Origin of the sequence: Bradyrhizobium sp. AS23.2 (assembly GCF_001908185.1) — a bacterium.
GTDB lineage: Bacteria > Pseudomonadota > Alphaproteobacteria > Rhizobiales > Xanthobacteraceae > Bradyrhizobium.
The window spans coordinates 1-20,289 of the sequence record NZ_LGHM01000111.1; the positions used below are offsets into that span (position 1 = coordinate 1).

18 protein-coding genes and 1 pseudogene are annotated in these 20,289 nt (G+C 63.8%); 11 read left to right on the forward strand and 8 right to left on the reverse strand.

Annotated elements, in window-relative coordinates:
- Positions 1-167: 167 nt before the first annotated feature.
- The gene (locus AC630_RS23225; protein ID WP_074120772.1) at positions 168-1,817 is read right to left on the reverse strand and encodes a glycosyltransferase family 39 protein; all 1,650 of its coding nucleotides are present in this window, start codon (positions 1,815-1,817) and stop codon (positions 168-170) included.
- 312 nt (positions 1,818-2,129) lie between these two features.
- Here AC630_RS23225 and AC630_RS23230 point away from each other — a divergent pair, with 312 nt between their 5' ends.
- Positions 2,130-3,002: a hypothetical protein gene (locus tag AC630_RS23230; protein ID WP_074120773.1), complete on the forward strand. Its 873-nt coding sequence runs from the start codon at positions 2,130-2,132 to the stop codon at positions 3,000-3,002.
- Between the two features lie 255 nt (positions 3,003-3,257).
- The gene (locus tag AC630_RS23235; protein WP_074120774.1) at positions 3,258-3,674 is read left to right on the forward strand and encodes a Ros/MucR family transcriptional regulator; all 417 of its coding nucleotides are present in this window, start codon (positions 3,258-3,260) and stop codon (positions 3,672-3,674) included.
- A 4-nt stretch (positions 3,675-3,678) separates the two neighbouring features.
- Here AC630_RS23235 and AC630_RS23240 read toward each other — a convergent pair whose 3' ends face one another.
- On the reverse strand, positions 3,679-4,107 hold the full coding sequence (locus AC630_RS23240; protein WP_074120775.1) for a SufE family protein: 429 nt from the start codon (positions 4,105-4,107) through the stop codon (positions 3,679-3,681).
- Between the two features lie 210 nt (positions 4,108-4,317).
- On the opposite strand from AC630_RS23240, the pseudogene murJ reads away from it, so the two are divergent.
- A pseudogene (murJ, locus tag AC630_RS23245) lies at positions 4,318-5,848 on the forward strand (murein biosynthesis integral membrane protein MurJ).
- 24 nt (positions 5,849-5,872) lie between these two features.
- Here murJ and AC630_RS23250 read toward each other — a convergent pair.
- The gene (locus AC630_RS23250; RefSeq protein WP_074120776.1) at positions 5,873-6,493 is read right to left on the reverse strand and encodes a GyrI-like domain-containing protein; all 621 of its coding nucleotides are present in this window, start codon (positions 6,491-6,493) and stop codon (positions 5,873-5,875) included.
- A 183-nt stretch (positions 6,494-6,676) separates the two neighbouring features.
- Between AC630_RS23250 and AC630_RS23255 the strand changes: the two genes are divergently transcribed.
- Together AC630_RS23255 and AC630_RS23260 are read left to right on the forward strand one after the other, a co-directional pair.
- A complete protein-coding gene (locus tag AC630_RS23255) occupies positions 6,677-8,986 on the forward strand; it encodes a xanthine dehydrogenase family protein molybdopterin-binding subunit (protein WP_074120777.1) in 2,310 nt (769 codons plus the stop codon).
- A 190-nt stretch (positions 8,987-9,176) separates the two neighbouring features.
- Positions 9,177-9,623, forward strand: a complete 447-nt coding sequence (locus AC630_RS23260) for a c-type cytochrome (RefSeq protein WP_074120778.1) — start codon at positions 9,177-9,179, stop codon at positions 9,621-9,623.
- A gap of 141 nt (positions 9,624-9,764) precedes the next feature.
- On the opposite strand, the gene AC630_RS23265 is transcribed toward AC630_RS23260, so the two are convergent.
- On the reverse strand, positions 9,765-10,043 hold the full coding sequence (locus AC630_RS23265; protein WP_143198247.1) for a hypothetical protein: 279 nt from the start codon (positions 10,041-10,043) through the stop codon (positions 9,765-9,767).
- Positions 10,044-10,202: 159 nt separating this feature from the next.
- Positions 10,203-10,421 (reverse strand): hypothetical protein, encoded by a 219-nt coding sequence (locus AC630_RS23270; protein ID WP_074120780.1) that lies wholly within the window; start codon positions 10,419-10,421, stop codon positions 10,203-10,205.
- Positions 10,422-10,626: 205 nt separating this feature from the next.
- On the opposite strand from AC630_RS23270, the gene AC630_RS23275 reads away from it, so the two are divergent.
- On the forward strand, positions 10,627-11,910 hold the full coding sequence (locus AC630_RS23275) for a cystathionine gamma-synthase family protein (RefSeq protein WP_074120781.1): 1,284 nt from the start codon (positions 10,627-10,629) through the stop codon (positions 11,908-11,910).
- A gap of 234 nt (positions 11,911-12,144) precedes the next feature.
- On the opposite strand, the gene AC630_RS23280 is transcribed toward AC630_RS23275, so the two are convergent.
- A complete protein-coding gene (locus AC630_RS23280; RefSeq protein ID WP_074120782.1) occupies positions 12,145-12,561 on the reverse strand; it encodes a CHRD domain-containing protein in 417 nt (138 codons plus the stop codon).
- Between the two features lie 153 nt (positions 12,562-12,714).
- Here AC630_RS23280 and AC630_RS23285 point away from each other — a divergent pair, with 153 nt between their 5' ends.
- A complete protein-coding gene (locus tag AC630_RS23285) occupies positions 12,715-13,641 on the forward strand; it encodes a cytochrome c (protein ID WP_074120783.1) in 927 nt (308 codons plus the stop codon).
- Here the strand turns inward: AC630_RS23285 and AC630_RS23290 are convergent.
- Complete coding sequence (locus tag AC630_RS23290; protein WP_014493934.1) at positions 13,638-13,883, reverse strand: Lrp/AsnC ligand binding domain-containing protein; 246 nt, start codon at positions 13,881-13,883, stop codon at positions 13,638-13,640. The two genes, AC630_RS23285 and AC630_RS23290, sit on opposite strands and share 4 nt — an antisense overlap.
- Positions 13,884-14,128: 245 nt before the next feature.
- Here AC630_RS23290 and thiD point away from each other — a divergent pair, with 245 nt between their 5' ends.
- The 4 genes from thiD (at position 14,129) to AC630_RS23310 (ending at position 18,160) form a co-directional block, all read left to right on the forward strand.
- Positions 14,129-14,929, forward strand: coding sequence for a bifunctional hydroxymethylpyrimidine kinase/phosphomethylpyrimidine kinase (gene thiD / locus AC630_RS23295; protein ID WP_074120784.1), 801 nt, complete (start codon positions 14,129-14,131; stop codon positions 14,927-14,929).
- A 227-nt stretch (positions 14,930-15,156) separates the two neighbouring features.
- Positions 15,157-15,969 (forward strand): UDP-2,3-diacylglucosamine diphosphatase, encoded by an 813-nt coding sequence (locus AC630_RS23300; RefSeq protein ID WP_074120785.1) that lies wholly within the window; start codon positions 15,157-15,159, stop codon positions 15,967-15,969.
- Positions 15,969-17,012: a glycosyltransferase family 4 protein gene (locus tag AC630_RS23305; protein WP_074120786.1), complete on the forward strand. Its 1,044-nt coding sequence runs from the start codon at positions 15,969-15,971 to the stop codon at positions 17,010-17,012. The genes AC630_RS23300 and AC630_RS23305 overlap by 1 nt, the downstream gene beginning before the upstream one ends.
- Positions 17,013-17,176: 164 nt before the next feature.
- Entirely contained in the window at positions 17,177-18,160 is a 984-nt protein-coding gene (locus AC630_RS23310) for a threonine/serine dehydratase family protein (RefSeq protein ID WP_074120787.1), read from the forward strand.
- A gap of 218 nt (positions 18,161-18,378) precedes the next feature.
- Here the strand turns inward: AC630_RS23310 and AC630_RS23315 are convergent, their stop codons facing one another.
- Complete coding sequence (locus tag AC630_RS23315) at positions 18,379-20,151, reverse strand: caspase family protein (RefSeq protein ID WP_074120788.1); 1,773 nt, start codon at positions 20,149-20,151, stop codon at positions 18,379-18,381.
- Positions 20,152-20,289: the final 138 nt, after the last annotated feature.

Sequence of the window (20,289 nt, forward strand, 5' to 3'; positions counted from 1 at the left end):
CTGAGCGCCACCACCGACATCATCGCCCGGCTACGGGCCGCCCCACCGCCACTCCGAGGCCAAATTCGTCCAACATTCGAATACGCCGTGTAAGGTGGGCGCAAAACAGATACTTGCCCAGCCTCTACGCATCATCCGGGCTTCGGCTACGGGTCGGGAGAAGAATTTTACGGCGCCGGGATCGAGAGCAGGCTGGAAATGCTGCGGCCGCGGATGTCGTAGACCCGGGCGAACACCACGTCGTCGCGCTTGATCTCGACCATGACAGGTGCGGTCAGGCCCTTGCAGTAGAACTCGCCGAGCGTCATGGCGAAATCGGCCGCATTGGAATCCCAGCCGATCGTGAAGTCGGGCCCGAGTGCGACCTGCGCCGGGCGCTGCGGGCCGCACACCGCGACCTTCCACTTGCGATTGGCCGGCGGTGCTTCCTGGCGCTCGACGAGCTGCTCGCGCAGCTCGTCGGACGCCTGCTTCAGCGCGAGTCCCCAATAGTCCAGCATGAAGCGTTCGTCGGCGCCGCGCACGGTGCCCGCGATGTAGTTGAAGTGGGTGTACTGATAGGGATGCAGCCGGATCATCTCGGCGAGCGGCAGTGCAAGGCCGAAGCAGAAGGCCGCGAGCACCGCCGGCTGCCAGCTGCGGTGATTGGCGCGCAGGCGCTCCATGGTCCAGGCGAAGGCGACGCCGCCGAGCACCGCCATCGGCGGGATCACGAAGACGAAGTGGCGGATGCCGTTGTAGAGCGCCGGCCGCTTCACCATCGCGATCGCGAGCGGCAGGGTCGCGGCGATCGTCAGCATCAGCAGGATGGTCTTGCGGCGGGCCGGGACCTCGCGGCGCGGCAGCATGGCAAAGGTGCTGAACATGGCGCCGATCATCAGCACCAGCATCACCTCGGGAAGCTGAAGCGCAAACAGCGTCGGCAGATAGGACCAGGGCATGTCGGGCACGGATACGATCGCGCCGTCGAACATCTCCTTCCAGGGCTTCTCGAAGAAATGCGAGAAGTAGGTCAGCGCCTCGAAGGGATTGCCGGGCTCCATGATCGACCACGGCCAGATCAGGCCCATCACGAGGTAGCCGAACACGAGGCCGGGCAGCAGCACATAGACGACATGGGCGAAGCGGCGGACCGACTCGCGCAGGCCCTCGCTGCGCAGTTCCTCCAGGAACAGCGGGATGAAGCCGATCATGGCGTAGACCAGCGCGAGGCCGCCGAGGATACGGGAGCCGATCGAGAGGCCCGCACCTAAGCCGACGATCAGGATCGTCCGCGGCGACGGCTGCGGATATTCCTCCGCGAGGCGGACCAGGCCGAGCATCAGGATGATCATGGCCACTGCGAAGGGTGCATCCTTCGGGTTCATGAACATGTGGCCGTAGAAGATCGGGCAGAGCGCGAGCAGCAGCAGTGTCGCAAGGCCTGCGAGCGGCCCGCCGATGCGGCGGCCGAGCCGCCACGTCACCGCAAGTCCGATCACGCCGACGATCGCGCCGACCAGACGGCGCGTCTCGAACAGCTCGAGCGGAATGATCTTGTGCAGGAGGGCGGCGACCATGTCGAAACCGCCGCCGTACATATAGAGATTGGCGAAGGAGAGCGCCGCGGTGTCCTTAAAGCCGGAACCGAACATGCGCAGCAACAGATCGGCATATTCAGCGTGGGTGTAGTCGTCCCACCCGAGTCCGTAGTCGCGGAAGGTCAAGCCTGCAAGGACGGCGACCGCAGCCAGCACCAGCATGGCGAGGTCGTCGCAAGTCCGCTCAATCGAGCGCCGCGCCGGCGTGTCGATCGCCGAAGTCGTGATGGATGTCATGGCTATTGGTGACCCGGAATCCCCTCTTGGCCCTGCTGGTGCGCACGGGCCTGCTCCCCGGGATCCCTATAGCGCAGTTCCATTACCAAGTAATTGGGCATTATGGCTAAATTCCTGATGCGACGCAGCAATTCCAGAAACTTGGGAGCACGCTAGCAGTACCGATCCGCAGCTGAAGGGAATGTGAATAAGTCCCTGATTTCCTTCCCTTTAGGAACGCTGCCCACAATTGGGCGTTGGCGTGAAACCCAGTATGACGGTATCGTGGCGTGACGGGTGTCGCGTGTGGATTCGCGGCCGGGGGTGAGTTCGATGACCTTGGCATTGTTGATCGCAGGGATTTTCGCCGTTTTGGCGGGCTTCCTTACGATCCTGTTTGGCTTGACCGTCAGGGAGGCCAGCCTCGGCAGCACCCTCTTAATCGCCGGCACGATCGGCGTCTGCTCCGGAATGTTACTGGCCGGTCTGTACGTCGTGGCGACGGAGCTGAGGGGCATCGCGCGCCGGCTGGCCGGATCGGTCGCGCCGTCCGAGGTTCGGGTCAGGCCCGTGCTGCCGGGACTTGAGATGCCTGGAGCCCCTGTGCCCGAGCCGATGCCTGCTGCGGCGGCGAGAATCGAACCGGCGCCACCACCACCGGCGGCGGGCCCGCTGCCATGGCAGAGCGAAGCAGCCGCGCGCGAGCGTCCGCGCGTCGAGGCGCCGCCGGAGCCGGAAGTTCCAACGCTGCCTGCGGTTCCGGAAGCACCGCGCCGTCGCAACCTGCTGTTCGCCTCGACTTCCCGGAAGGAGCGCGAGCGTGCCGAGGCGAAGGCAGGCGAGGGCTCACCGCAGCCGCCGCTTGAAGAGCCCGCGGCGCCTGGCGCCCCGGAAACTCCGCCTGCGAGCTTTGACGATGCCTGGCCAAAGCCGGACCGTATGCGCCCACCGGAACCGCCGGTCGCATCGCGCCGTCCGCCGCCGCGCTCGCCATCGACCTTTGCGGAGGCCGCTCCGCCGCCACCCGCACCCGAGCCGCCGCCTGCGGCAGAGCAGGCGCCCGTGACCGTGCTCAAGTCCGGCATCGTCGACGGCATGGCCTATTCGCTCTATTCCGACGGCTCGATCGAAGCGCAGATGCCGGAGGGCATGATGCGCTTTGCCTCGATCGACGAGTTGCGCGCCCATCTGGACCAGCGATCCTGAGACGTGCCGCGCACCAGAGCGTTTTCGAGCGAAGTGGATACCGGTTCGCGTCAAGAAAACGCGTCAAAACAAGAATCTAGAGCGCCGTTCCGATTCCATCGGAACGGAAATGGCTCTAGTAAAGCGCCGCCGTTCTTGTCTCGAGATCAGTAATCAGTTCATATTCGTCAGTCGTCTTACTTAAGTCGAACGTATTGTTGAGACGGATACTTCGGCGCCGTCTCTGAGGCGCAAGATTGAAGAAAGGTCGGGCCGATGTCGGATGCCGGGGCTAAGAATTTCATCGAGCTGACGGCGAGTATCGTCTCCGCCTATGTCGGCAACAATCCGACCCCGGCCGCCGAGATTCCAAATCTGATCAGCCAGGTGCACGGCGCGCTGGTGCGGGTCTCGTCAGGCCGTACCGAGACTGCGCCGCTCGAGCCCGCAAAGCCGGCGGTGTCGCTGAAGAAGTCGATCGCGCCGGACTATCTGGTTTGTCTGGAAGACGGCAAACGCTTCAAGTCGCTGAAGCGCCATCTGCGCACCCAGTACAACATGACGCCGGAGCAATATCGCGAGAAATGGGGACTGCCGGCCGACTATCCGATGGTCGCGCCGAACTACGCGGTCGCGCGCTCGCAACTGGCGAAGCAGATGGGTTTGGGACAGCAGCAGCGGAAGCGGAAGTAAATTCCTACAAGGCGTCCGCCAGTGCCTCTTTTGCGTCGGTCTTGATACGCTCGACCATCGACCGCAGGCCGTTGGAGCGCTGCGGCGTCAAATGATCGCGGAAGCCGAATTCGTCGAACACCGCGATGGCGTCGGTCGCAAGAATCTCCTGCGGTGTGCGGCCCGAATAGAGCGAGAGCACAATGGCGACCAGCCCGCGCACGATATGCGCGTCGCTGTCGCCGCGATATTTCAGGATCGGCGGGCCATTGCCGCGATCGACCAGCTTCTGGAGCCAGACCTGGCTGACACAGCCCTGCACCTTGTTGGCGGCGGAGTGCTCCGCCTCGGGCATCGGTTCCAGGGTGCGGCCGAGCTCGATGACGTACCGGTAGCGGTCGTCCCACTCGTCCAGAACCTCAAAATTGTCCCTGATTTCGTCGATCGTCGTCATGCTGGCCCGTGTTCCCGTTCAGCCCAATATAGGGACGCGAAGCGGTGAAATCGATAGGGGTTGGGGGCTAATTGACTATTGGATTGCGTGCAGCCGATCGTTTGGTTCACCTCTCCCCGCTGGGGAGAGGTGGGCAGAGCAACCACCTTTTTCGTCCCCATCATAGTTCACGGTCTTATCGGCTGACCGATAACGCTCTAGAAGGCAACGATGCTCGGACGGATATTCACGGTTGGCGGATATACGCTGCTCTCGCGGCTGACGGGATTTGCCCGCGACATCATGCTCGCGGCGATCCTCGGCGCCGGCCCCGTGGCCGACGCCTTTTTCGTGGCGCTGCGGCTGCCCAACCATTTCCGCGCAATCTTTGCCGAGGGCGCCTTCAACGCGGCCTGGGTGCCGGCCTACGCGCACGTCCATGGCGAGCGTGGGGGGGGCGGCCGCAAGTCTGTTCGCCGACCGCATCTTCACGCTGCTGCTCGCCTCGCAGGTCGTGCTGCTGATCGTCGCCTGGCTGTTCATGCCGCAGGCCATGAGCATCCTGGCGCCCGGCTTTTCCGAGGACGCCGAGCAGCGCAAGCTCGCGATCGAGCTGACCCGGATCACCTTTCCCTATCTTCTGCTGATCACGCTGGTGACGCTCTACGGTGGCATGCTCAACGTGATGCAGCGCTTCGCCAGCGCCGCGGCCGCGTCGATCTTCCTCAACGTCTCGATGATGATGACGCTTGCGCTCGCCGCCTGGTTTCCCAGCGCAGGGCACGCCGCAGCCTGGGGTGTCCTGATTTCGGGCTTCCTGCAATATTTCCTGCTCGCGGGTGATCTCGCGCGCCATGGCGGCTTGCCGCGCTTTGCGCCGCTCAAACTTGACGAAGATGTCCGCAGCTTCTTCAAGGCGCTCGGGCCGGCGACGCTAGGCTCGATGGGCACGCAGGTTGCGCTGTTCGCCGACACCATCATCGCGACCTTCCTGCCCGCAGGCGCGCTGTCGGCGCTCTATTATGCCGACCGCCTCAACCAGCTGCCGATCGGTGTCATCGGCATCGCCATCGGCACGGTGCTGCTGCCGGAGATGTCGCGGCGGATCACGGCCAACGACCATGACGGCGCGATGAAGGCGCAACGTCGCGCGTTTGATTTCACGCTGCTGTTCTCGGTGCCCTTCGTGGCCGCCTTCATCACCGTGCCCGATGCGATCATGCGTGCGCTGTTCGCCCGTGGCGCGTTCTCGAAGGCCGATGCCGCCGCCGCGGGCGCCACGCTCGCGGCCTATGCCATTGGTCTGATCCCCTTCGTGCTGATCCGCAGCGCGGTCGCGACCTTCTACGCGCGCAAGGATACGGCGACGCCGGTTCGCGCCTCGCTGACCGGCATCGCGGTCAACGTCGCCCTGAAGGTTGCCTTGATGGGATCGCTCGCGCAGATCGGCCTGGCGCTGGCAACAGCCGTTGGTGTCTGGACCAATCTGCTGCTGGTGCTCTTCTTCGCAGTGCGGCGAGGATTTCTCGTGCTGGACCGCGCCTGGCTGTTGTCGCTCGCCAAATTCCTGCTGATCGGAATCATCCTGGCCGCCGCCTTCTGGCTGATCGCACGCTTCAGCGCGGCCTCTTTCGCCTCCATGCACGCCTTCCGGGACGAATTGACGCTGGCGCTGCTCGCCGTCGGGGGCACAATCGTCTACGCGCTCGCGCTCCTCGCGCTGTTCGGTCGCAACTGGCTGGTCTCGCTGGTGCGCAACTAGGCTGGCCCGATTCAGCCACGGTGGTCAGTCAGCCCTTCTGATCGGCTGCCGGAGAATCGTCTTGAGTTTCTCGGGCTCCGTCTTGCGCGGGTCGCTCAGATAGATTTCATGGTGCGGTCCAGCGAATGTCAGTCCCTCCGCGGGCATCACCTCGTCGTGAAGCCTGGCAAGTATCGGCCCCTCGTCGTCGTAGCTGCCGACATGCAGCGTTTGAAGGCTACGTCCTTCATCGAGAGACTCCAGGCGCAGCGTTTCCGGCGGCGGCTCGCCGCGTTTCCCATGTGTCTTCGTGACGGCGTCGTCGTACAGCGGCCGGCCGACGAAGTCCGGCACCATGATCATCATCGTCCACTTCCAGCGGTGCTTGCGGCGGTTGACGAAATCGGCGGGGTCGTCGGCCCACCAGAGGCCTTCGAGCGGCGGGACGACGTAGTCTCTTCCAGATCGAGCCTTGGAAGCAAACTTCATCGCATAGCTCACCGAATAGAGCCATTCGATGGCCTGCGCATAGCCCGGCTCGCGGTTCGGGTCGCCTTTGCCGTCTATTTTGACGAATTGCAGTGCCGGCACGTCGATGGCAGCAAATCTGCCGATCGGCGCACTGTAGAGCTTCGAAAGCGTCTTCTTGAAATCGACCTTGCCCACGGTTCTACCTTTTTTGCCACCTCGGACGTGCCCGGTCCCACCCCCGGCCAGGCGTGCCGTAAACAGTAACGGGCACCGCTGCAAGGTGGTCGGCTCCTCATCTCGCACGACGAAAGCCGTTTGCACTGCCACTTTTTCCACGGCAATATGCCGGCAAAACAACCATGAGGACATGGAGCGAAAATGGCTGCCCCCATCAAGTTCGGCGTTGGCCAAAGCGTGCTGCGCAAGGAGGATGACGCACTCATCCGCGGCAAGGGCCGCTATACCGACGACTACGCGCCGCAGGCTGCTCTGCGCTGCTTGATGCTGCGCTCGCCGCACGCCCATGCCAAATACACCATCGATGCGAGCCGCGCCCGCACGTTGCCCGGCGTCGCGCTGATCCTGACCGCTGACGACGTCAGGGATCTCGGCAATCTGCCCTGCCTGTTCAATCTCGAGACCGATCCATTCACCGGCCCGCCTTACCCCATCCTCGCCAAGGACGAGGTGCGCCATGTCGGCGATTCCATCGCCTTCGTCGTCGCCGAGACCACCGACCAGGCCCGTGACGCGATCGAGGCGATCGACGTCAAATGGAGCCCGCTGCCGGCCGTGACCGGCGTCGTCAATGCCGTCAAGAAGGGCGCACCGCAGGTCTGGCCGGACAAGGCCGGCAACGTGCTGTTCGACGTCTCGATCGGTGACAAGAAGGCGACCGAAGCCGCCTTTGCCAAGGCGCACGCGGTCGCCGAAATCTCCATCGTCAATCCGCGCGTGGTCGCGAACTTCATGGAAACGCGCGCGGCGGTCTGCGAATACGACGCCAAGCGCGACCATCTGACGCTGACGGTCGGCAGCCAGGGCAGCCATCGCCTGCGCGACATTCTCTGCCAGAACGTGCTCAACATCCCGACGGACAAGATGCGGGTGATCTGCCCCGATGTCGGAGGCGGCTTCGGCACCAAGCTGTTTCCGTACCGCGAATACGCCCTGATGGCGGTCGCCGCACGAAAGCTGAAGCAGGCCGTGAAATGGGCGGCCGATCGCTCCGAGCATTTCATGGGCGACGCGCAGGGCCGCGACAACGTCACAACCGCGAAGATGGCGCTTGCCGAGGACGGCAAATTCCTCGCCATGGATTGCGACCTGATGGGCGACATGGGCGCGTATCTGTCGACCTTCGGCCCCTACATTCCCCATGGCGGCGCCGGCATGCTGCCGGGCCTCTACGACATCCAGGCCTTCCACTGCCGGGTGCGCACCATCTTCACCCACAGCGTACCGGTCGACGCCTATCGCGGCGCTGGCCGGCCCGAGGCCGCCTATGTCATCGAGCGCCTGGTCGATGCCTGCGCGCGCAAGCTCGACATGACGCCGGATGCCATCCGTCGCAAGAACTTCATCCAGCCGAAGGCGCTGCCCTACAAGACCGCCACCGGCAAGGTCTACGATTCCGGCGATTTCGCCGCGCATCTGAAACGCGCGATGGAGATCGCGGAGTGGAAGGAGTTTCCCAAGCGCGCCAAGGCGGCCAAGAAGCAGGGCCTGATCCGCGGCATCGGCCTTGCAAGCTATGTCGAGATCTGCGGCGTGATGGGGGAAGAGACCGCGAACGTCAGGCTCGACCCCAACGGCGACGTCACCGTCCTGATCGGCACGCAATCGAGCGGGCAGGGCCACCAGACGGCTTACGCCCAGATCGTTGCCGAGCAGTTCGGCCTGCCGCCGGAGCGCGTGCACATCCACCAGGGCGACACCGATGAGATCGCGACCGGGCTCGGCACCGGTGGCTCGGCCTCGATCCCGACGGGCGGCGTCTGTGTGGAGCGTGCCACGGGTGAGCTGGGCAAGAAGCTGAAGGAGATCGCGGCTCAGGCGCTGGAGGCAAGCGCCGGCGATCTCGAGATTTCGGGCGGCGCCATCCGCATCGCCGGCACCGACCGCACGATCTCCTTCACCGATCTCGCCAAGCGCCCGGGCGCAGATCCATCAAAGATGAACGGCAGCGCGACGTTTGCCAGCGCCGACGGCACCTATCCGAACGGCACGCATCTGGCGGAAGTCGAGATCGATCCGGCCACCGGCATCATCAAGGTCGTCAACTATGTGATCGTCGATGATTTCGGCAAGACGCTCAATCCGCTGCTGCTGGCCGGCCAGGTGCATGGCGGCGCCATGCAGGGCATCGGCCAGGCCCTGATGGAGCAGGTGGTCTATGGCGCGGGCGACGGCCAGCTGATCACCGCGACCTTCATGGACTACGCGCTGCCGCGGGCGGCGGATGGTCCAGCCTTCGTGTTCGAGACCAACAACGTTCCCTGCAAGACCAATCCGCTGGGTGTGAAGGGTGCGGGCGAGGCCGGCGCGATCGGCTCCTGTCCGGCGGTCGTCAACGCCATCGTCGACGGGCTCTGGCGCGAATACAAGATCGACCACATCGACATGCCGGCAACCCCGGAGCGGGTGTGGATCGCCATCAACGAGCACCATCGCCGTCACAGCCTGTGATCCCAAGCAAACGCGGAACGCGTTTTGCGGGGCAAACGCGGGAACGCGTTTGCGGGGAGATCGCGCTCAACCAAATTATCCAAAGTGCGACGATTTAACGTCGCGCTCTGGATGGAATGAAATCTGCCAAGTGGTGTTGGCCCCAATGTGGGGTCAGCACGATCCTGTATCACGGAAAGGGATTTTGCGAATGAAGCGAGTGTTGGTTGTCGGGGGCGCGCTCCTGCTCGGTATGGGTGCCGTCTGGGCGCAGCACGACTCCGTCAAGGAGGCCCAGACCCTCATGAAGGGCAACGGCAAGAACGCCGGCGCGATGTCGGCAATGGTCAAGGGCGAGAAGCCCTACGACCAGGCCACGGTGGACACCGCCCTGGCGCAGTTCGAGGATACCGCCAAGAAGCTGCCGCACCTGTTTCCGGCGAGCGCGAAGGGCGTAAAGCTCGACGGCGATTACCACACCTCGCCGAAGATCTGGGAGGACAAGGCTGGCTTCGACGCGAAGATCGCAAGCTTCGCCGAGGTCGTCGCCGAGGCCAAGGGCAAGATCAAGGATCTCGACACGCTCAAGGCGACGCTTCCAGTGATCGGCAAGGCATGCGGCGGCTGCCACGAAACCTTCCGCATCAAGAACAGCTGACGCGGGGCTGACGAGAAAGGGGCGGATGCGCACAGCGTCCGTCCCTTTTTGTTGCGTAGCGTGCAGACGCCTCTGCAATGTGCTCTCGACAGATGCGGCGCAAGGACCTTTCGGAAGCGTCCTGGTGATCGCGCAACGAGCTTAGCCGGCTCCTGAAACTTTTCGAGCGGCTGGCTCGCTTGTCTCATTTCCGAGTAACCACCCCAGAGCTTTTGCGGGGTTCGACCAGCGCACCTCGTCGATCTGTTCGGCGAGCGTCAGCGCATGCGCAGTCAGCACCTCGATGTCCTGAGGATTTGCGTCGGCCTTTTCCAGTACGTCTATGCAGCGGTTGAATGCTGCCAGATCCAGCTGGAGCTGCCCGATACTCGAGTAGTGATGTTTGGCCCCCACGGCCTTCCATGTTCTTCGTGCGCGCACTTTTTTCTCCCCATACGCGGTCACGCATTCGTGAGGGCGGTTTGTGGCGACAGCACGAACATAGGTGGACGGAATCAGGGATGTTTGCGGGCGGCGCGTCAAAGGTAGGGCCCCAGCGGGATTTACGCGAACGATTACGTGGAGGCACCTCGGCCCATGTCATCGAGTTTCGCACCAACGGATGCCAAAGCGACCGCAAGGTTTTTTCAGGCTTCTCTTAAGTTGGCGTCCGATGTCATCGACGCCAACGACGTTTCGATCCTCGTCCCAGGCCATTTGGCCCGATACGGCGTCGCCAAAGGGCGTTGGGATGATTGCCACTTGCGCAAAGCCGTAGCGCCGCTCCACGTCGGTGACGGTTTCCGGCAAGGCGGACATCGCTCCGTCGAACAAAATCAAACGCAGAATTTGTCCGCCAGGCCTGACGGATCGCTGTCAGAGCGCCGCATATGAGCTATCTTCAACTTTAGCCGCCGCGAAGTTTATGAGAGTCGAATGCCGGCGCATTCGAATCCCGATTGCTCCACCATCGCAGAGTTCCAACGCGCGGCGAGGATCTGGATCAAGAAAAGCGAGACAGGCCATGGCAAAACCGTTTCCGTCGAAGACCCACATCGGTAACCATATGCTGCATCCCGAAACGCTGATGCTGACCTATGGCTACGATCCGCAGCTCTCGGAAGGGGCCATCAAGCCACCGGTGTTCCTGACCTCGACCTTCGTGTTCAGGACGGCCGAAGACGGACAGGATTTCTTCGATTTCGTCTCGGGCCGGCGCGAGCCGCCGGAGGGGATGGGCGCCGGCCTCGTCTATTCGCGGTTCAATCACCCCAACAGCGAGATTGTCGAGGATCGGCTCTCGATCTACGAGCGCGCTGAGAGCTGCGCGCTGTTCTCGTCCGGAATGTCGGCGATTGCGACGACGATTCTCGCCTGCATCCGGCCGGGCGACGTCATCCTGCACTCCCAGCCGCTTTACGGCGGGACGGAAACCTTGCTTGCCAACACGCTTTCGCGTTTCTCGATCAGCGCGGTCGGCTTTGCCGACGGCCTCGACGAAACAGCGGTGACGCATGCCGCAGAGGCGGCCGCGGGCAAGGGCCGGATTGCGATGATCCTGATCGAAACGCCGGCCAATCCGACCAACGGCCTGGTCGATATCGCCATGATCCGCCGCGTCGCCGACGTGATCGGCCGGACCCAAGGGCACGCGCCGATCATCGCGTGCGACAATACCTTGCTCGGGCCGGTGTTTCAGCGACCGATCGAGCACGGCGCGGACCTTTCGTTGTACTCCCTGACCAAATATGTCGGCGGTCATTCCGATCTGATCGCGGGCGCCGCGCTCGGCTCAAAAGCGATCATGAAGGACATCAAGGCGCTGCGAGGCGCGATCGGCACCCAGCTGGATCCTCATTCCTGCTGGATGATCAGCCGGTCTCTCGAGACGTTGAGCATCCGCATGGAGAGAGCCGACAGGAACGCGCACCTCGTGGCGGATTACCTACGCGACCATGCCAAGGTGGCGAAGGTCCACTATCTCGGTCATCACGAGGAGGCCTCGGCGGCCGGGCGTGTTTTCGCAAGGCAATGCCTCGGAGCCGGATCCACGTTCTCATTCGACATCGTCGGCGGCCAGCCGGCGGCTGTGAAATTCCTGAACGCGCTGCAGATCTTCAAGCTGGCGGTGAGCCTTGGCGGAACCGAATCGCTCGCTAGCCTGCCCGCAACCATGACTCATTCCGGTGTTCCCGCCGACATCCGCCGCAAGATCGGCGTTCTCGATTCTACGATCCGGCTATCGATCGGTATCGAGAATCCGTCGGACCTGATCGCGGACCTCGCACAGGCGTTGAGTGGGGCTTGAACGCGGTGGGGCGTGAGCGCAGGGTGCGCGCACTGGCGAGCAGATCGGCGGTCTGCGCAACGGTTGATGTTGTAGTCGGGATGGAGCGAAGCGAAATCCGGGAAGCACGAAGAAGACCGTCGAAACCATCTGCGGAGAGAAGGTCGCTCCTCGCCGAGCCTGTGATCTCTTGGCAGCAAAAAGGCCAGGCGCGCCCTCGCACCCGGCCTTTCCGCGACGAAGCAGCCTTGAGACTTACTTCGTCACCTGACCGCGGATCTCGCCGCCCGGATTGGCCGCGGTGTGAATGTTGACGTAGAGCTTGCCAGCCAAGAGATCGGCGGCCTGCGCGTCGGTCAGCGTCGCCGAGCCTTCGACCGGGCTGGACGTTGCGTTCGGGATCGCAACCGCGACGCCGGCGTTCTTGCCGGCCTCGGCCGGTCCGTGGAAATGCGCGGCGGTGGCGGGGCCGGACAGGCCGGAATAAGTGACCTTCCAGGACAGCTTCTTGCTTGCGGCGTCATAGTCCAGGTCGGCCGTTCCGGTGCCGTTGGTGGTCGTTGCAGGCACCTCGGACTTGCCGCTGAGCGTTGCTTTCAGCTTCTCGGCGCTGGCGGAGCCTGCAAAAGCGACGGCGCCGAGCGCTACCATGGCGATGACGGTCTTGTTCATGACATTCTCCCTGTGGCCTCGTTGAACTGGCAAACTTCCAACAGTCAACGTTTCAGTTTATTCCCGTTTCCTGCGTGTGCGGGCTAAATTCTTCGTGGCTGGAGCAGCCAGGGCATCGGTCATAAGTTCGCCGCAACGAGTGGATGGACCTGAATGTTGCAACGAACAATTTTCGTGGCGCTGCTCGCCGCGGTCACTGCGGCCGGCGTCTATTGGTGGCTCAGCGCGCCGGTGGTGGCGGCCGCCGGGACCGCGCCTGCCCATATGCCTGATCTCGCCAATGGTGAGGTGATCTTCAACGCCGGCGGCTGCGCGTCCTGCCATGCCGTTCCCAACCAGCCCGATCGTGTCAGGCTCGGTGGCGGCGTCGCGATCAAGTCGCCGTTCGGAACGTTCTACACGCCGAACATCTCCCCCGATCCGACCTACGGCATCGGTAAATGGACCGACGCCGATTTCGTCAACGCGGTGATGCACGGGGTCTCGCCGGACGGACGGCATTACTTTCCGGCCTTTCCCTATACGTCCTATCAGCACGCCAGGCGCGAGGACGTCCTCGACCTCTTTGCCTATCTGAAAACGCTACCGCCCGTTTCTGGCAAGGTGCGCGACCATGACGTGCGCTTTCCCTTCGACATCCGGCGCAACATCGGCATCTGGAAATTCCTGTTCATGGACGGCAAGCCCTTCGTCGCCGACGGCACGAAGTCGCCGCAATGGAATCGCGGCGCCTATCTCGTGAACAGCTTTGGCCATTGCGCGGAATGCCACAGCCCGCGCAACGCCCTCGGCGGCATCATCTCCGGAGAACGCTTTGCCGGCGGGCCCAATCCGGAAGGCGAGGGATGGGTGTCCAACATCACCCAGAAGCGCCTTGGCGAGTGGAGCGCGAAGGATATCGCCTATTTCCTCAAGACCGGCGAATTGCCCGACGGCGACAGCGTTGGCGGCGGGATGACGCGCGTGATCAAGAACACCTCGCAATTGTCGGACGAGGATCTTGCGGCGATGGCGGATTATCTCAAATCGTTGCCGCCGGTGGATGGCCCGACGCCACCCAAGCGCAAGGAGGCCAGTTAGCTCGCGCCGAACGCCTTGAAGGTGATGATGGTGAGGGTGTCCTGGATGCCGGGCAGCACCTGCACCTTCTCGTTGATGAAGTGGCCGATGTCGGTGTCCTTGTCGACATAGAACTTCACCAGGAGGTCGTAATGGCCGGCCGTGGAGTAGATCTCGGAGGCGATCTCGGCTTCGGCAAGCGCATTGGCGACCGTATAGGACTGGCCGAGCTTGCATTTGATCTGGACGAAAAAAGGAACCATTGCAGTCACTCCGAAAGCGTATCTGGCGGCTAGAGCCATTTCCGTTCCGGTGGAATCGAAACGGGGCTCTAGCTTCTTGTTTGACGCGTTTTCTTTACGCGAACCGGTTTCCACTTCGCTCGAAAACGCTCTAATAGGCCAAAACCGGCCGGATTTAGCAAGCGAACTTGCTGCCTTGGGGCTTGCGCGGTAGGAGGGGCCATGACTTCGAAAAAGCTGGCTTCGAAAACGCGGAAAATCGCCCCATGACGACGCCCGTGGCGCTCACCATCGCCGGCTCCGATTCGAGCGGCGGCGCCGGCATCCAGGCGGACCTGAAGACCTTTGCCGCGCTCGGTGTCTTCGGCGCCTCCGCCATCACGGCGCTGACGGCGCAGAACACGCGCGGCGTCACCGGGATTCACGCGGTGCCGGCCGATTTCGTCACCGCGCAGATCGATGCGGTGTTCTCCGATCTCGACGTCGGCGCGGTGAAGATCGGCATGGTGGCGCAGGCCGCCAGCATCGATGCGATCGCGGCCGCGCTGTCGCGCTGGGCGCCCCGGCATGTGGTGCTCGATCCCGTGATGGTCGCAACCTCCGGCGACCGCCTGCTGGCGTCCGAGGCGGTCGAGGCACTTCGTAAAAACCTCATTCCGCTGGCGACTGTGATCACGCCGAACCTGCCGGAGGCCGCCGCGCTGCTGGATGAGCCGATCGCGACCAGCGAGGCCGAGATTGAGAGCCAGGGACGCGGGCTGCTGGCGCTCGGCTGCCGTGCGGTCCTGATCAAGGGCGGGCACGGCGAGGGCGCCGAGAGCACCGACTATCTCGTCGATTCCACCAGAACGATTGCGCTCGCCGCGCCCCGCATCGCCACCCGCAACACCCATGGCACCGGGTGCTCGCTGTCCTCGGCGGTCGCGGCGGGTCTGGCCAGGGGCGAAGATCTCGAGCGCGCCGTGCGTAACGCCAAGACCTGGATCAGCGCGGCGATCGGAGCCGCCGACCGCTTCACCGTCGGTCATGGCCACGGGCCGATCCATCATTTCCACAGCTTCTACTGACGCTGGCTCGGATCGCCGGCACTAGGCCCGCGGCCCCGCGGGAATTAACCCTGTCAGCTATACAGTTCCATGCCGTTGCGGAAGCCACCGCGGTGCCATGTCGCCTGATTGTCGCATGCGACTGATATTCGCGGGTTGGGCGAGGCGAGGTTTGATTCGTATCTGAGGGTGCCTCACAGGTTCAATCGGTCATCCCCCTGTCACGGGACATAGTTACAGGCTGGCGCATGGGAAGTTACGATGTGAGTGATGAGAGCCCGGAGCGGCGCTTTCGCACGTTGTTCATCTCCGACGTTCATCTCGGAGCTCGCGGTTCGCAAGCCGACCTTCTGCTGGACTTCCTGCGCTACCATGATGCCGATACGATCTACCTCGTCGGCGACATCGTCGACGGCTGGGCGCTGAAATCGAGCTGGCACTGGCCGCAATCGCATAACGACCTCGTCCAGAAGCTGCTGCGCAAGGCGCGCAAGGGCGCCAAGATCATCTACATCCCCGGCAATCACGACGAATTCCTGCGCAACTATTACGGCACGCATTTCGGCGGCATCGACGTCGTCGAGAACACCGTGCACACTGGCGCGGACAGTAAGCGTTATCTCGTCATTCACGGCGATATCTTCGACCTCGTGGTGCAGAACGCGCGCTGGCTCGCCCATCTCGGTGACAAGGCCTACGATTTCGCGATCCAGATGAATCGCTTCGTCAACTTCTTCCGACGCATGTTCGGCGTGCCCTATTGGTCGCTGTCGCAATGGGCCAAGCAGAAGGTCAAGAACGCCGTCAACTATATCGGCGCGTTCGAGCAGGCGCTCGCCGCAGAGGCGCGGCGCCATGAGGCTGACGGCGTGATCTGCGGCCACATCCACTCCGCCGTGATCCGCGACGAGGCCGGCATCCGCTACATGAACTGCGGCGACTGGGTCGAGAGCTGCACCGCGCTGGTCGAGCACGACGACGGCCATTTCGAGATCATCACCTGGGCGGATCATTTGCAGAAGCCGGCGCAGGTCCCGCAAGTGGCAGCAAGGGCAGCCTGATGCGCATCCTGGTCGCGACCGACGCCTGGCACCCGCAAGTCAACGGTGTGGTTCGGACGCTGACCAAGCTCGCTGACGCCGCCAAGGGGCTCGGCGTCGAGCTCACGTTCCTGACGCCGCAATCGTTCCGCACTTTCGCGATGCCGAGCTATCGCGACGTGCGTCTTGCGATGCCGCGACCGGCCAGAATCGCGAAGCTGATCGAGGAAGCCCGCCCCGACAGCATCCACGTTGCGACCGAAGGGCCGATCGGCCTGATGGTCCGCCGCTATTGCCGCCAGCGCAAGCTGCCGTTCACGACCAGCTTCCACACCCGCTTTCCCGAATATGTCCGCGCCCGCGTGCCGGTTCCGGGCTCGCTGATCTGGCGGGCGCTACGCCGGTTCCATGCGCCCAGCCGCGCCGTGATGGCGGCGACCCCGGCGCTCGCCCGCGAGCTCGGCGAGCGCGGCTTCGACAATGTCATGCTGTGGCCGCGCGGCGTCGACACGGGCCTGTTCCATCCCCGCGCCATCGATCTCTGCCTGCCGGCGCCGGTGTTCCTCTCGGTTGGCCGCGTCGCGGTGGAGAAGAATCTCGAGGCCTTCCTCGATCTCGATCTGCCCGGCACCAAGGTCATCGTCGGCGACGGGCCGGCGCGCGCCTCGCTCGAAGAGGCCTATCCCGATGCGATCTTCCTCGGCGAGAAGCACGGCGACGCACTGGCGGAAATCTATGCCGCGGCCGATGTCTTCGTGTTTCCGAGCAAGACCGACACGTTCGGCCTGGTGCTGCTGGAAGCGCTCGCGAGCGGCCTTCCGGTCGCGGCCTTCCCGGTGAAGGGACCCCGCGACGTGATCGGCGATGCGCCCGTCGGCGCCCTCGATCATGATCTGCGCAGCGCCTGTTTCGCGGCGCTCGACATCTCCGGGCAGGACTGCGTCGCGTTCGCCGCCAACTACACCTGGGAAGCCTCGGCGCGGGCTTTTGTGGACACCATCCGGGCGGTCGACGCGGTGCTGCCCGGCCGGAACGGAGCGGAGCCGGCGCGCTTCGTCGCCTGACGGCGAGAGCCATTTCCGTTCCGATGGATCGGGACGGGGCTCTAGATTCTTGTTTTGACGCGTTTTCTTTACGCGAACCGGTATCCACTTCGCTCGAAAACGCTGTCGAAATCCTCGCGCGGAGGTGTCTTGCCCGGGCCTCATCGGCCGCGATAAAGTCGGCCATGACCGAACAGCTCCTCCCGGTCGGCCCTGCCGATATCGATGCCGCAGCGCGCGTGATCGCGCCCTTCGCCATCCGCACCCCGCTGTTGTCCTTTCCCGTGCTCAATGAGCGCGTTGGCGCAAAGGTGTTCCTGAAGCCGGAGATGCTCCAGCGCACCGGCTCGTTCAAGTTCCGCGGCGCCTTCAACAAGGTGTTCTCGATCCCGCAGGACAAGCGCGCCGGCGGCGTCGTCGCGTTCTCCTCCGGCAACCACGCCCAGGGCGTAGCGGCGGCGGCAAAGATCCTCGACATGCAGGCGACCATCGTGATGCCTGCGGATGCGCCGCTGTCGAAGCGCGAGCGCACCAAATCCTATGGCGCCGAGGTCGTGCTGTATGATCGCGATCGCGACGACCGCGAGGCGATCTCGCGCGCCATCGCCGAGAAGCGCGGCGCGACGCTGGTCAAGCCCTATGACGATCCCTTCGTGATCGCCGGCCAAGGCACCGCCGGCCGCGAGATCGCCGAGGACATGGCAACGCTCGGCCTCGCTCCCGATATCGTGGTGGCGCCGGCCTCCGGCGGCGGCCTGATCGCGGGCGTCGCAACCGCGGTGAAGGCACGCTATCCGCAGGCGCAAATCGTGGTGGCAGAGCCCGAAGCTTTCGACGATCACGGACGTTCGCTGACCGCTGGCCATCGCGAGCCGCATCCGCCGGCGGGCCGCACCATCTGCGATGCGCTGATGGCCCTGATCCCCGGCGAGATGACCTTTGCGATCAACAGCAAGTTGCTCGCGCGCGGCGTGACCGCATCCGATGCCGAGGTTGGCGCGGCCGTGGCGTTCGCCTATCGCGAGCTGAAGCTGGTGGTCGAGCCGGGTGGTGCCGTGGGCCTTGCCGCGCTGCTCGCGGGGCGTCTCGACGTCGCCGGCAAGAACGTGGTCATTGTGCTGTCGGGCGGCAATGTCGATGCCGACCTGTTCGCCGAGCTGGTGGCTTAGTCGTCATTCCGGGGCACGCGAAGCGTGAGCTACGATGCGCATTTGCGCATCTGAGAATCCATAACCACTACAATGAGTAAGGATTCCGGGCCTGCGCCTCACAGCGCATCCCCATTGCGCAAGTTGCGCAATGGGGAATGACGACGTTTAAGAGCTGACATGAAGAAGGGGCAGAGTATTATCGCTCTGTCCCTTTGTCGTGTGCGCTTTCCACGCGATCAGCGCATGAAGCGGCCGCGGTAATTGTTGCCCCCGTTCATGTTCGGCGCCTGGTTCATCGACTGCCGGAAGTTGTTGCCGCCGCCGTTGTTGCGGTTCGACATCGTGTTGAACTGCGGGCGGGTGTTCTGCTGGCTGTTCTGGACCTGGACCTTGTTCACCGGGTTGTTGTTGTTGAGCTTCACGCCGTTGTTGATGCGGATCGGGTTGTTCTGCGTCTGGACGTTGACCGGCTTCACATCGACATTCGAGCCGCCCTTGCCGACATTCACCGGCATGCTCACGATCTTGCCAGGAGTGCCGTTGGCAGTGCCGGCATTGTTGCCGCCATTCTGCGTGTTGTTGGTGGTGGCAGGCAAGGTCACGATCTTGCCCGGGGTCTGCGACGGCATGCCGTTCTGCTGGTTCGGCTGGTTGTTGCCCGCCGGCAGGTTGACGATCTGGCCGCCATTGCCGAGCTTGCCGAGGACGTTGCCATCGACCGGCTTCTGCACGACCGGCAGGCTGCCGTTGATCTGCGCACCGCCATTGCCCTGCTGCATCAGCGGCATGTACTTGGGCTGACCGAGAGTGCCGATCTTGAAGGTCGGGGCAATGTTCTGCGGTGCCAGGAACTTGGTCGCCTGCATCAGGGGGATCAGCTTCGGCTGGGCTGCGAGCTTCAGCGCGGACGGCGCATAGGGGCTGCTGCCGTAGCTGTCGTAGAAGGTCTGGTAGCCGATCGGCGAGTTGGCGAGCACCGCCTTGTGCCAGGCCTGCGAGATCGTGAGGTTCGCGAGCAGCCAGCGGATGCGGTCGCACAGCGGGTCGTGCGGGTACATCTGGATGAACTCCTGATAGTACTCCGGCCGTCCCTCGGACACGACGTAGTCATAGGCCTGGCGCGTCGAACGGCTCGGCAGGTTGGAAGCCATCTGCACCACCGGCGCATTCAGCGGCGCGCGGTTGGCGGCAACAACCGTGTCGCCGAAGAAGGTGAAGTCGCTCGTCAGCGACGAGCTCTCCCACGGAATCTGAGCGCCGCTGGTGGTCTGGTTCACTTCCAGACGCACGCGCTTGAAGAGCTGCTCGATCGGCACATTGGGCTCGCGCGCGACGTTCAGGAAGGCCTGGGTGTAGGGGCTGTGGCCGCCGGTGCCATCCTGCGCTTCGGCGCCCGGCGCGGTCGAATAGCCGACGATCGAGCCGTTCGGCGCATCGACGATCGCAAGGCCGCGGCCGGCATCGTTGACGGAGGGGAAGGGGTTGTTGCGGCAGGCATCGAGGATGACGATGCGCATGCGGCTCGGGATTGTCTCCAGCGTCGACATCACGTCGACCAGGCGCACCGAGTTGTTCACGAGCTCGGTCGGGTTAGAGACCTTGGCGTCGACGGGAACGAGGTAGTTCTCGCCGGCGAGCTGTACGCCGTGACCGGCGTAGTAAACCATCGCCACGGTGTTCGGACCGCGGGAAGCGACCTTGGCCGAAAAGTCCTGCACCACGCGCAGCATGTCGTTCTGGGTGAGGTCGGTCGCGGCGACCACTTCGAAGCCGGCCGAGTTCAGGAATTGCGCCATCGACTGTGCGTCGTTGTCGGGGTTCTGGAGCTGCGGCGCGTTCTGGTAGTTTGAATTGCCGATCACCAGCGCCACGCGCTGCTCCGGGCCTTGCAGTGCGGCGGCCGCCGCCGGCTCGGCCGGAGCCACTTGCGCGGAAACAGGGCCGCAGGCGAAGCCGAACAGGCTTCCCAGCAGGCCCGCGGTCATCAGGAGGGGCTTTAGGCGGAACATGGCTTGCTCCTTTGCACTGATCTCGATGCGAGATTGGTTGCGAGGAAGCTTGGCCGCGTTCGAGGCTGAGGTCCGTGATCGCAGTCACAATCGTACGGAGCGTGATCTGGATCACGCGTGGGCAGACGCTGGATACCG

Bases quoted from the DNA above. Each gene is read 5' to 3' on its own strand.
- AC630_RS23225 (WP_074120772.1), bottom strand. From the start codon at position 1,817: ATGACATCCATCACGACTTCGGCGATCGACACGCCGGCGCGGCGCTCG.
- AC630_RS23230 (WP_074120773.1), top strand. From the start codon at position 2,130: ATGACCTTGGCATTGTTGATCGCAGGGATTTTCGCCGTTTTGGCGGGC.
- AC630_RS23235 (WP_074120774.1), top strand. From the start codon at position 3,258: ATGTCGGATGCCGGGGCTAAGAATTTCATCGAGCTGACGGCGAGTATC.
- AC630_RS23240 (WP_074120775.1), bottom strand. From the start codon at position 4,107: ATGACGACGATCGACGAAATCAGGGACAATTTTGAGGTTCTGGACGAG.
- AC630_RS23255 (WP_074120777.1), top strand. From the start codon at position 6,677: ATGGCTGCCCCCATCAAGTTCGGCGTTGGCCAAAGCGTGCTGCGCAAG.
- AC630_RS23260 (WP_074120778.1), top strand. From the start codon at position 9,177: ATGAAGCGAGTGTTGGTTGTCGGGGGCGCGCTCCTGCTCGGTATGGGT.
- AC630_RS23270 (WP_074120780.1), bottom strand. From the start codon at position 10,421: ATGTCCGCCTTGCCGGAAACCGTCACCGACGTGGAGCGGCGCTACGGC.
- AC630_RS23275 (WP_074120781.1), top strand. From the start codon at position 10,627: ATGGCAAAACCGTTTCCGTCGAAGACCCACATCGGTAACCATATGCTG.
- AC630_RS23280 (WP_074120782.1), bottom strand. From the start codon at position 12,561: ATGAACAAGACCGTCATCGCCATGGTAGCGCTCGGCGCCGTCGCTTTT.
- AC630_RS23285 (WP_074120783.1), top strand. From the start codon at position 12,715: ATGTTGCAACGAACAATTTTCGTGGCGCTGCTCGCCGCGGTCACTGCG.
- AC630_RS23290 (WP_014493934.1), bottom strand. From the start codon at position 13,883: ATGGTTCCTTTTTTCGTCCAGATCAAATGCAAGCTCGGCCAGTCCTAT.
- thiD (WP_074120784.1), top strand. From the start codon at position 14,129: ATGACGACGCCCGTGGCGCTCACCATCGCCGGCTCCGATTCGAGCGGC.
- AC630_RS23300 (WP_074120785.1), top strand. From the start codon at position 15,157: ATGGGAAGTTACGATGTGAGTGATGAGAGCCCGGAGCGGCGCTTTCGC.
- AC630_RS23305 (WP_074120786.1), top strand. From the start codon at position 15,969: ATGCGCATCCTGGTCGCGACCGACGCCTGGCACCCGCAAGTCAACGGT.
- AC630_RS23310 (WP_074120787.1), top strand. From the start codon at position 17,177: ATGACCGAACAGCTCCTCCCGGTCGGCCCTGCCGATATCGATGCCGCA.
- AC630_RS23315 (WP_074120788.1), bottom strand. From the start codon at position 20,151: ATGTTCCGCCTAAAGCCCCTCCTGATGACCGCGGGCCTGCTGGGAAGC.